The following is an 11,260-nucleotide window of genomic DNA, read 5'->3' as shown; positions in this document are numbered from 1 at the left end:
AGATAATCCGATGCCTTTTGAAATTCTTATAGTTGAAAGCTTATCCGCGCTGCGGTGTTGGCAAAGCGCCAATAACACCAAGTGCAATGCGGTAGGGGATCAACATGCTCATCGCAACAATGATCTTTACGCTGAAATCACCCAATGCCCAAGAAACCCAACGAGGGACCTCCAGTGCAAAAACACCAAATAGTGGAGCAACTTCTACCGCGAATGCATCGTAATAACCCAAGAATGCAAACTGAGTTGCAAACGCAAGGCTAAAGAACAGCGCTGTATCTAGCATAGTCCCAAGCGTGGAAGAGATCACCGGTGCTTTCCACCAGCGGCCTTCACGAAAGCGATTAAACACCGTCACATCGAGCAATTGAGCCACCAGGAATGCACTTCCTGAAGCGATTGCAATGCGCGGTGTAGCTAGAACAACAGAAAGAACAACAGCAACAGCAAAGCCAGCATAAACGACTTTACGAGCAGCAGCAGGACCAAACTGTCGGTTAATCAAATCAGTCACAAGGAACGCTACCGGATAGGTAAATGCGCCCCAAGTAAGCAGGTCTGCCAGATTAACAGCCCCGATCATTCCCTGAACAGGGAATTGAACGAGGTAGTTCGATGCAACTACGACCACAGTCATTGCCATAATAGCAATAGCCAAAGGCCTAGCATTAGTCGACTTAGTCACGTTCAATCCCTTCTCAAGAATGATGTGATTAAGCAGCAACCTGACGGCGCTTGATTTCGGTCTTCAGCAAACGTGCCTTAGGAGAAAGTTCAGCTTCTACTGCTTTCGCCAAGAACGCGTCCAAACCACCACGGTGCTCAACAGAACGCAGAGCGTGTGCAGAGATGCGTAGCTTGTAAGTTTCACCGAGCGTATCGCTCATCAGGGAAACATTGCAAAGGTTTGGCAAGAACCGACGACGGCTCCTGTTTTTTGCGTGAGACACGTTATTGCCGGTCATCACGTCTTTACCGGTAAGTTCGCAGCGGCGTGCCATGAGGGTCACCCTTTTAATTTGTAGACGCCCTCATTGATGGGCGCATTCTGTTAAAACCGGCAGGTCGCGAACACGAATGTCCGGCGGTACCACTTCCGGCCCTGTACGGAAAAGTTGGCTTGCTATAATGAGTACAGCGGATTTCGTCAAGGCTTAGCAGCTCTTTTGCAGACGTGAACCGTGTTTTTCAATCAAAACTGGAACAAACTCACATCTCTTAACCACCATGTTACCATGTTTGCGTAGTTTCATCTTTAAATGACTTTGAATTTTTTGTTTAGTTTCCTGAGTTCTCAAGCTGACAGGCACCAATGTCTGCGGCTGCGGAGGTACAGTATCGTGCGAGTAACAGTTTCTAAGGTTTGCAATTTTGTTAGCAAATCGAGCGTAATAGCCATCGCAGCACTTTCATTTAGCACACTATCCACAGCCGCATTGGGGAAAACCGAGCGACTTGGTGGTGTCTACAGAATTTCTTATGCAGGCTTCACTGTGGGCAAAGGCTCGTTCTCGCTCATCCTGCGAGATAACGCCTATTCTGCCAAAGTCGGCATGGAGCCTGCCGGTATCGGAACCTTGTTCTCCACAGGTAAAGGAGGAGCGCAGGCAACCGGGTGGATGAAGGGCGCGAAAATCCTGCCAAGCACCTACACCATGGCATCCCGTGCCTCCAACCGGGATTTCTATGTAAATCTGGGTCAGGGCTCTGGGCATGTTCGCACCACTCAGGTCACACCAAAATACAAGCCGTCCAAGACCCGCGTTAAGGTCACCGGCAAACACAAGCTCAATGCGATGGACCCGCTCAGCGCTGCAATTGTGCGTGCCCCATCCATTTCCAAAGTGCTTGATCCTTCAGTATGCGACCGCGAATTGCCGATTTATGATGGTTGGGCGCGCTTTGATATTAAGATGAAATTCAAGGAAGTGCGCGAGGTTTCTGGAAACGGGTACAACGGACCAGTCGTTGTTTGTACAGCACGCTGGAAGCCAATTGCCGGGCATCGCCCAGAACGCAAGTCCGTTCAATACCTGGCAAACAATGCTGAGATTGAGACTTGGCTTGCCCCAATTGGAAACACACGCATCCTTTTTCCATACAAAGTATCTATTCCTACATCGACCGGAACTCTGGTTTTAGAAGCTGCGGAACTCGACATGCCGCACTCCGCAAAGCCGCGCAAAAAAACAGCTTCACGATAGGAAACATGTTTTTATTCGTAGTTCTTCTTGTTTGAGAGGGTTCAAACACCCACATCTGTGATGCAAAGCCTTGACAGACGTCCCCTCTATCGCCAGTGTCGCGCCAAAATTATAGCGCGGTCCAACGCCTTTTCGTCGGCGGGTCCTGCCTGCTGATTGTTACGAGTGAATATCCAATATGCGCAGTTACCTCGAATTCGAAAAACCAGTCGCCGACCTTGAAGGCAAAGTTCAGGAACTGAAGATCCTCGCTGAAGGTGGTGAAGCAGTTGACGTGGAAGATGAGATTACTCGTCTTCAGGAAAAAGCTGATCAAGCGCTCACCGACATCTACTCGCGTTTGACGCCTTGGCAAAAAACTTTGGTGGCTCGCCACCCAGACCGCCCACATTCCCTTGATTACATCAGCACCCTTATTTCTGACTTCACACCGCTTGCAGGTGATCGCAAATTCTCCGAGGATTGCGCCATCATCGCCGGGTTTGGTCGTTTTCGCGGTCAGTCTGTTGCTATCCTGGGTCAGGAAAAGGGCCACAACACCGAGACCCGCTTGAAGCACAATTTCGGCATGGCGCGTCCAGAAGGCTACCGTAAAGCGGTACGCATCATGGAAATGGCCAACCGCTTCAACATTCCGGTGATCTCTCTTGTTGACACAGCAGGCGCCTACCCTGGCATCGGCGCTGAAGAGCGCGGCCAGGCAGAAGCCATTGCACGCTCAACAGATGCATGTCTCGGCCTTGGCGTTCCAAACGTGACCATTATTATTGGTGAAGGCGGCTCCGGCGGCGCAATCGCGATTGCAACCACCAACCACGTTGCGATGCTTGAGCACTCCATCTACTCAGTGATCTCCCCAGAAGCAGGCGCTTCCATTCTTTGGCGTGACAGCACACGCGCACAGGATGCTGCGACCAATATGAAGATCACTGCAGAAGATCTCTCTTCCTTCCGCGTTATTGATGAGATCATCAAAGAGCCAATCGGCGGTGCTCATCGCGCAAAAGAAATCGTGATTGATCGTGCTGGTGCAGCCATTGAGGCAGCTCTTGGCAAGTTCGCAGGCATGTCCCCGGAAGCTCTGAAAAAGCAGCGTCGGGAGAAGTTCTTACGTATAGGTCGTGAACTGAGCTGATTCGAACCTACGATTTATTGCAGGCCCCCCTTAAATTTTGTATAAAAGGCATCAGATTAAGTCTGGTGCCTTTTTTGTTTGATCAAATCAAGCAAGGGAGCAAGGGCATCAACAGGGAGTACCCCTCAATCTCCTAATGTCTTATCTGCGGTAAGAATACGTCAACCTTAACCCAGATAGTCTAAGTGTAGAGTTGAGATTGGGGTTCGGGCAGAATAGCCCCAGCATGGTGGGTCAAACACATGATGACAGTGTTTCAGAGAAAAACTGGCAAAAGCGTAAAGCGCGCAGCTGCGCTTGCACTGGCTTTAACGCTAGCAGCTTGTCAGGGATCAGAATTTGGCTCCGAAAAGCATCAGCAGCCCGTTAGCCGAAGTCTCTCTAAAAAGATGAACTCCAAGGATATGGGGCTCAAATCTCCTATCATGGTACGTCTTTTCAAGCAGGAATCAGAGCTGGAAGTTTGGAAGCAAACCAAATCTGGCCAGTATGCCCTTTTGGAAACGTTCGAGATCTGTAAATGGTCCGGCAAACTCGGCCCCAAAATCAAAGAGGGTGACCGTCAAGCGCCAGAGGGATTTTATAATATCTCTCCCGGCCGCATGAATCCGTTTTCCTCATACTACCTCTCCTTCAACCTTGGCTTCCCAAACAAGTTTGACCGCGCGCACAACCGCACAGGCTCCAACCTGATGGTGCATGGTGCCTGTTCCTCCGCTGGCTGTTACGCCATGACTGACGAGCAGATTGCAGACATCTACGCCATGGGACGCGACAGCTTCCTAGGGGGTCAGCGCAAATTTCAGGTTCAGGCGTTCCCATTTCGCATGACAGCAGTCAATATGGCGAAAAACGCAGGCTCCGAACATTACGAATTCTGGAAAATGCTGAAGCGTGGCTCTGATCATTTTTCAATCACCAAACGCCCACCTGCAATTGAAGTATGCAACAAGCAATATGTCTTTGATGCAAAAGCTGACAGACGTGGCGATAAGTTTGACGCCACAGGCGCATGCCCTGCCTATACAGTTCCTGAGAATATTGCCGTAGCTGTTGCCGAAAAACAAAACAAGGATGCCCGGGAAACTGCAGCAACCCTCATTGCGATGGAAACCACAAAGCGTCGCAAACAAAAGATTGCTACATTCTTTGGTGGCGCTTCAACAACAGATGCAGCTGCTCAACAGGAGCCAAATGCAACACCTGTAAATGTTGAGGCGGCAAAAGTGCTGGCCCTGACTCCAGAACAATCTCCTCCTGCTGCAAAGAAAGCATCAGAGAACGAACGGGCCTTCAGCTATTTCACATCGCTGTTCTCAACCAGTCGTGTATCTGAAGAGAAAAAGGTTGTCGCAGAAGTGGATGCCCTACTTCCAGGAGCTCCAGCCCCGCGCATCAAACCTCAATAACTTCGGCTTGAGGCTACATTAAGCCCAGATCGCCATGCGCAGGCCGCGTTCGCCTCGCCGGTAATCAGTGGGGAATGGCTCTGCCTGCCCTGTCAGCAACCGTTCGGCAATCACCGCGTTTACGGCTGCATCCGTCAGATCATCGCGTGCAGCGCCTTTGGGCGGCTTCTGATCCAGGAAACTTGCAGTATACCCAAACTGCACAAGCAGGTCACGCCGTGCGTCTTGGCCCGGTCCATAGCTGGAGCCATTGACCTTCTTCGGGATCGCAATAGGGTCCTGCCCATTCAATCGCCAAAAAGCGACCTCTGGATGCACTTCATACACCCTGTCTTCCAACTCAGGCGTCATCAATGCATCAATCTGCCGGATCTTGGGGAATAGATAAAACGCCTGCTTGGAAATTTTTCGAGGTGGGGCAGAATGGGCCAGCGCAGCAGCGCACGCCTCGCGGTAGTCCTCACAATAAATCGCAGCGCGTGCGGGTATAGAAAACACCGTAGACTGACGCATACCCAGCAAGGGGCGCACAGCTTTTTCAGGCCCGCGGCCCGTTTGCCCAATATAGTCAGGCAGTCCGATAGGCATATCAACGGCGATTTTTCGGGGAGCAAACTCACAGGTAATCAGCTCAGCAAAACTGCTGAACACACGCACCTCGGGCGCTTTATCACAGCCAATCCAACGGAAGACGGCAATCCATCCGGCTTTACAACCATCTACTCCAGCAACGCAGTGCAGAGAAGGCGCTGGATCAGGCACGTTCTGGCGCTTCAACCACGTGGCGACTGTTCACCAATGCCATTGGGTGTATCAACGGATCCTGATGCTCAGAATATAGCAGGTTGTCCGATCCAACTTTGACAGAGCGCGCAACTAGCTCAAAGGTTGAAGCAGTCGCCTTCTTCAGCGCTTCCTCATCACTCTGCCCGCTCAGGCTGCGAGCCAGATAAAGCGCGGCTATCAAATCGCCCGTACCATTGGGAGCGCCCTGCACTTCTGCATGCTCAATCGCCAGACTGCCATTTGGCCCCACCAGCAAGTTGCAAATGGAATTGCGCCGCATCGCCGGAGACGACGTCACGATTGTTCGTTCAACACCCAATGTACGAGCTGCTGCAACAGCTTCATTTTCCATCTCGGTGCCAAACCCACTTAGCCAAGCCAGCTCAAAGCGGTTAGGTGTAATAATATCTGCCAGTGGCAACAACTCATCACGGATCGCCTCGGCAATAGGCTCGCGAACATAAAGATCGCCTTTGTCGCCAATCACCGGATCGCAGAGATAAACGGCATCACTGTTGCGAGACTTCACTTCTTTCACGAGCTTCGCAACTTCGGAAACCTGCGCGGGATTCGCCATATAACCAGAGATGACAGCCTTCACGTCACTCAGGTCTTCATTAGCGCAAATTTGCTCAACGAGGCTTCGAAACTCAACTTCACTCGGTGAAATGCGGACGCCAGCACCCTGCCCCGGATGCCACGGCAATAAAATTGTCGGAAGCATCCAAACGTTGAAGCCCATGCGCTCCAAGGCAAACACAGCACCGCGCGTTCCCACGCAACCACTTACAACCTGAGAAGAAACCACCAGAACCGAGGGTTTGGGCTTCGGAGCGTTTTCTCTGATTTTATGTTCTACTTTTTTGACAAAACGCTCAAGTGACATCTAGGAAATCTCATGTTCAACAACAGCGCCTGTACCGTAGCGCTTTTCAATGTAATTCAGAACCATCGCCTTAAACTGATCCGCGATGTCCGGCCCACGCAACGTAACAGTCTTTTCACCGTCGACAAAAACAGGTGCAGCTGGTGTTTCCCCAGTACCGGGAAGGGAAATGCCAATATCGGCATGCTTGGATTCGCCCGGACCGTTCACAATACAGCCCATAACAGCCACGTTCAGCTCTTCAACGCCGGGATATTGCTCACGCCATGCAGGCATACTCTCGCGAAGATGGCTCTGAATATCCTGCGCCAACTCCTGGAACACGGTTGAGGTCGTACGTCCACACCCCGGACACGCCGCCACGATAGGAGTGAAACTGCGGAACCCCATCGTTTGCAGAAGCTCTTGAGAAACTTGCACTTCCCGCGTGCGATCTCCACCCGGCTTAGGCGTCAGAGAAATACGGATTGTATCGCCGATACCCTGCTGAAGCAAAATGCCCATGGATGCAGAAGAAGCCACAACACCTTTTGTGCCCATGCCCGCCTCGGTCAAACCAAGATGCAACGCGTAATCACAACGCTGAGCCAGATCCGTATAAACAGCAATCAGATCCTGAACCTGAGAGACTTTCGCGGAAAGAATAATCTTATCCCGGCCAAGTCCAAGTTCCTCAGCGCGTTGTGCAGAAAGCAAACCAGACTGACAAATCGCTTCACGCATCACTTGCTGCGCGGTCAATGGAGAACCGTTGTTTTGGTTCTCATCCATCAGATGCGTCAGAAGTTCCTGATCCAAAGACCCCCAGTTCACCCCAATACGCACAGGCTTATTGTGCTTCATCGCCATTTCGATGATCTGAGAGAACTGCTTATCTTTTTTGGATTTGAAGCCAACATTGCCCGGATTGATGCGGTACTTGTCCAGCGCCTCAGCACAGGCAGGGTGATCTGCCAGCAACTTGTGCCCGATATAGTGGAAGTCACCCACCAGCGGCACATCAACACCAATGCGTTGAAGGCGCTCTTTAATATACGGAACGGCTGCAGCGGCCTCATCCCGATCAACGGTAATGCGAACCAGTTCGGATCCGGCCCGAGCCAACTCTGCCACCTGCGCAACAGTGGAATCAGCATCCGCTGTATCAGTGTTTGTCATGGACTGAACAACAACAGGCGCTTCACCGCCAACAATAACCCCACCGACATCAACAGGTACAGAACGAAGGCGCGGAAACGGAGTAGAAAAATAGCTTTGGCTCTTGTCAGTCATGATCATTCCACTGGCATAAAACTGTAGGCAAGCAAGTGCAGCATGCAGCACTCTCTGTCAACTTTATAGCGCATGCACAACGCAGTTTGATGTCATCTGAGAACACACTCACACACCCCAAGATTTCACAATAAACCTGCACTAGAAATGATGCTAGGTCCTCAACAGCATGAAGACAGACAACGGCCTTCAACAATTGATGCAATGCACCAAACTCTAACCTTAGATTAAGGACAAAATGCAGTTTACCGCTTGCTTCCACTGTTTTTGCACTGCACGCATGACAACTATGCTTTTTGCTAATGCAACCATTTTAAAAAGTAACGCAAGCTCACACCAGCGCATACTTCAATAATATTTGGTCAGGAGACTGGAAATGCTTTCGAAAAAAACTGCCGTTATCACGGGGTCCACATCAGGCATCGGCCTCGCTTATGCCCGCGCCATGGCGGAAAAAGGCGCAAACATCATGATAAACGGCTTTGGTGATGCGGACGCAATTGAAAAAGAACGCGCAGGCATTGAAACTGATTTTGGCGTGAAGTGCGTTTATTCCTCTGCAGACATGACCAAACCTGACGAAATCCATGCCATGATCCATGAAGCCGAAAAAACATTCGGCTCAGTGGATGTTCTGGTCAACAATGCTGGCATTCAGCACGTGGAAGCAATTGAGCATTTCCCGGTAGACAAATGGGATGCGATCATCGCGATCAACCTGTCCTCCGCCTTCCACACCATTCGCACCGCTGTGCCTTACATGCGTCAGGCCGGTTGGGGCCGCATCATCAACACAGCCTCCGCGCACGCACTTGTGGCCTCTCCGTTCAAATCAGCCTACGTCGCTGCAAAACACGGAATTGCAGGCCTCACAAAAACCGTTGCGCTGGAAGTTGCTGAAAACAACATCACTGCCAATGCAATTTGCCCAGGCTATGTCTGGACTCCGCTCGTTCAAAAGCAGATCCCAGATACAATGAAGGCGCGTAATATGACCGAAGAGCAGGTCAAAAAAGAGGTTCTCCTTGCAGCGCAGCCAACCAAAGAATTCGTGACTGTAGAACAGGTTGCCGGTTTGGCCATATTCCTATGTTCCGATGCTGCAGCCTCCATTACAGGAACGCTTTTGCCAATGGATGGCGGCTGGACAGCTCAATAACAGCCTGACAATTTCCCAGAGTTTTCTTTTCCAAGCGACCTATGGAGGTCCACATGGCAACGACTAGGAAGACAGCGACGAAAGAACGAAAGAAGATCAATCTTGCCCTGCAGGGTGGAGGCGCACACGGCGCCTTTACATGGGGCGTTCTGGATTGGCTTCTTGAAAACGAGGATTGGGAAATCACCGGCATATCCGGCACCAGCGCCGGCGCTATGAATGCAGCCGTCATGGCCGATGGGCTCGTAGAAGGGGGTCAACAAGGGGCAAGAGAAGCCCTCGCTCGCTTCTGGAAAGCTGTCAGCGCAGCTGCAGAAACAAGCCCATTCCAACGTAGCCCGATGGACGTCTATTGCGGCAACTGGAGCATGGACAACTCTCCTGTGTTTATGGCGTGGGACCTTCTCTCCCGCGTCATGTCTCCCTACCAAATGAACCCAATGAACTACAATCCACTCCGGGATCTCGTTGCCAAGCAAATCAATTTCGAACGGGTTCGCAGCTGTAATCTGATGGAGGTCTTTGTTGCTGCCACCAACGTGCGTACGGGCAAAATCAGGGTCTTTTCAAAAGACGAGCTGACGTTGGATTCCGTAATGGCTTCCTCTTGTCTGCCACATATGTATCAAGCCGTGGAAATTGGCGATGAAGCGTATTGGGATGGCGGCTTCATGGGCAACCCTCCTCTGTTTCCTTTGTTCAAACACGGTATCTCAACAGATGTACTCCTCATTCAGGTCAATCCGGTAGAAAGGGTTGAGCTTCCACACACCGCGCAGGAAATTACCGAACGCATGAATGAGATCACTTTCAACTCCACTCTGCTTCGCGAGTTGCGAGCCATTGATTTTGTGACGCGGCTGATTGACGAAGGCAGGCTGGATTCCAACGAATACACCCGCGTGTACATGCACCGAATCGAAGCAACAAAAGACCTCGCCCCGTTTGGAGCCTCATCCAAAGTGAATGCGCAGTGGGAGTTTGTAGAACTTCTGCACAACATTGGTCGCCAAGCTGCAAAAAAATGGGCACACGAAAATTACGACAGCATCGGCAAACGCAGCACGCTGAACATTAGCCATGAGTTTAACTAGACCTAAACGGAAAGGTTAACGCTCGCGACCTGCATTGCAAATTGCAATGCAACAGAAGTAATCAAGCTGTTAAATTAACCTGCATTTGGGTGCAGACCACTGCAAAATCCTAGATGTGGTGCCAAATTTTCTTTTTCAAACTGGCACAGGTTTTGCAATTAAATTGGCAGCTGATATCAGAGTACTGCGTAATCAGCTTGTGAGAATATAAAGAGGGTTTTTGAGCGTGTATTCAAAGCCCTCTTTTTCTTTGGTTAATGCACTCCTTGCAGAGAGCACGCAGAAAAATTCGTTTTATCCCTAACAAATTCTTTCAAAAAAATCAGCGTGCCAACCTTTTGGCAATATTTTGGCGTTAGGAAAGACACGCTGATTGTTGAGTTATGCGTCTTCAGCGCGACAGCGGAAGGAGCAGGCGTTTTGCGACCCGACATGCTTCTTCCGCTCATAAGCTTCAACAGCACATTTCAAAGCCCTGATTTAGGAAGCCCTTCCGTTTCAGCAAAGGCAAAGGGCCATATTCACAAATATCATATCATTTAAAATTTTGCACGTATGACGTGTTCTCAAAGAAGTGAAGTCGCAGCCCGCAAAATGAAACCGCGACCACCAAGACGTTCGCTACTTCACAATAACAATCTTCGCATTTGCCGCTCCACTGGCCTTTATCAAACTAAACAGCCGCTTCGCGTTACTCGGGTGCAATCGCACGCATCCATGAGACGCAGGGACGCCCAGACGCTTGATCACGTTCGTTCCGTGAATGGCGTAGCCTTTGTAGAAAAAGACAGAGTACGGCATTGGAGCACCGTTATATTTGCGAGAAAAATACCGCTTATGCATCCGCGTTGGTTTGAACGTACCAATTGGAGTTCTATAGCCGCGACGAGCTGTAGAGACTGGCCATGAATGGCGCACCTTACCATTTACGAAAATTCGCATGGTTTGCTCAGAGATATCGATCTTTGCCAGCACTTTTTTCCCTGCTGCTTTGGCTGGCAAAACCAACAACAACGCAATAAATAGTAATCCAGATATAGTAATCAAACTACGCATACTAAAGCCCCCTCACTCAACGCAATACACACTGTGAAGTACCATGTGTTTTACCTAGAGTCTTTCAGTGAGTTATTCTAAGGGTATTAATAACGATTTGAAAATACTCTATAAGTTAAATTTAAGTTAATACATTTAACAATATCAATACTACATGCATAGTATTCGCCTATTTCAGGTATAATAAACTCCACTTTAAACAAACATTGAGCTTCACATAAATACATGTAGAGCGATCTTCAATCACATCTTGAGTGCA

At 50.0% G+C, this 11,260-nt stretch carries 11 protein-coding genes; 5 read left to right on the top strand and 6 right to left on the bottom strand.

Features of this window, described 5'->3' with window-relative positions:
- Positions 1 to 40: 40 nt before the first annotated feature.
- Positions 41 to 643 carry a queuosine precursor transporter gene (locus BLS62_RS20370; RefSeq protein WP_093189305.1) on the bottom strand — a complete coding sequence of 201 codons (603 nt, stop codon included), beginning with the start codon at positions 641 to 643 and terminating at the stop codon, positions 41 to 43.
- 70 nt (positions 644 to 713) lie between these two features.
- On the bottom strand, positions 714 to 1,001 hold the full coding sequence (gene rpmB / locus BLS62_RS20365) for a 50S ribosomal protein L28 (protein WP_093184902.1): 288 nt from the start codon (positions 999 to 1,001) through the stop codon (positions 714 to 716).
- A 339-nt stretch (positions 1,002 to 1,340) separates the two neighbouring features.
- Between rpmB and BLS62_RS20360 the strand changes: the two genes are divergently transcribed.
- The 3 genes from BLS62_RS20360 (at position 1,341) to BLS62_RS20350 (ending at position 4,748) form a co-directional block, all read left to right on the top strand.
- A complete protein-coding gene (locus tag BLS62_RS20360) occupies positions 1,341 to 2,204 on the top strand; it encodes a DUF3108 domain-containing protein (protein WP_208990989.1) in 864 nt (287 codons plus the stop codon).
- A 178-nt stretch (positions 2,205 to 2,382) separates the two neighbouring features.
- Positions 2,383 to 3,339, top strand: coding sequence for an acetyl-CoA carboxylase carboxyltransferase subunit alpha (locus tag BLS62_RS20355; protein WP_093184899.1), 957 nt, complete (start codon positions 2,383 to 2,385; stop codon positions 3,337 to 3,339).
- Positions 3,340 to 3,581: 242 nt separating this feature from the next.
- Positions 3,582 to 4,748 (top strand): L,D-transpeptidase family protein, encoded by a 1,167-nt coding sequence (locus BLS62_RS20350; RefSeq protein WP_093184894.1) that lies wholly within the window; start codon positions 3,582 to 3,584, stop codon positions 4,746 to 4,748.
- Positions 4,749 to 4,766: 18 nt separating this feature from the next.
- Here the strand turns inward: BLS62_RS20350 and BLS62_RS20345 are convergent, their stop codons facing one another.
- Genes BLS62_RS20345 through ispG form a run of 3 tightly spaced genes read right to left on the bottom strand, consistent with a single transcriptional unit; the run spans position 4,767 to position 7,692 of the window.
- Positions 4,767 to 5,510 (bottom strand): DUF429 domain-containing protein, encoded by a 744-nt coding sequence (locus tag BLS62_RS20345; protein ID WP_093184889.1) that lies wholly within the window; start codon positions 5,508 to 5,510, stop codon positions 4,767 to 4,769.
- Complete coding sequence (gene pdxY, locus BLS62_RS20340) at positions 5,503 to 6,420, bottom strand: pyridoxal kinase (protein ID WP_093184885.1); 918 nt, start codon at positions 6,418 to 6,420, stop codon at positions 5,503 to 5,505. The genes BLS62_RS20345 and pdxY overlap by 8 nt, the downstream gene beginning before the upstream one ends.
- Positions 6,421 to 7,692, bottom strand: coding sequence for a flavodoxin-dependent (E)-4-hydroxy-3-methylbut-2-enyl-diphosphate synthase (ispG, locus tag BLS62_RS20335; protein ID WP_208990988.1), 1,272 nt, complete (start codon positions 7,690 to 7,692; stop codon positions 6,421 to 6,423).
- Positions 7,693 to 8,068: 376 nt separating this feature from the next.
- On the opposite strand from ispG, the gene BLS62_RS20330 reads away from it, so the two are divergent.
- The gene (locus BLS62_RS20330) at positions 8,069 to 8,851 is read left to right on the top strand and encodes a 3-hydroxybutyrate dehydrogenase (protein ID WP_093184880.1); all 783 of its coding nucleotides are present in this window, start codon (positions 8,069 to 8,071) and stop codon (positions 8,849 to 8,851) included.
- 53 nt (positions 8,852 to 8,904) lie between these two features.
- Positions 8,905 to 9,945 carry a patatin-like phospholipase family protein gene (locus BLS62_RS20325; RefSeq protein WP_093184876.1) on the top strand — a complete coding sequence of 347 codons (1,041 nt, stop codon included), beginning with the start codon at positions 8,905 to 8,907 and terminating at the stop codon, positions 9,943 to 9,945.
- Positions 9,946 to 10,566: 621 nt separating this feature from the next.
- Here the strand turns inward: BLS62_RS20325 and BLS62_RS20315 are convergent.
- Positions 10,567 to 11,001, bottom strand: coding sequence for a L,D-transpeptidase (locus tag BLS62_RS20315; protein WP_093184867.1), 435 nt, complete (start codon positions 10,999 to 11,001; stop codon positions 10,567 to 10,569).
- Positions 11,002 to 11,260 lie beyond the last annotated feature (259 nt).

This window comes from Pseudovibrio sp. Tun.PSC04-5.I4, from assembly GCF_900104145.1.
GTDB lineage: Bacteria > Pseudomonadota > Alphaproteobacteria > Rhizobiales > Stappiaceae > Pseudovibrio.
This window is presented reverse-complemented; position numbering and strand designations above follow the sequence as displayed.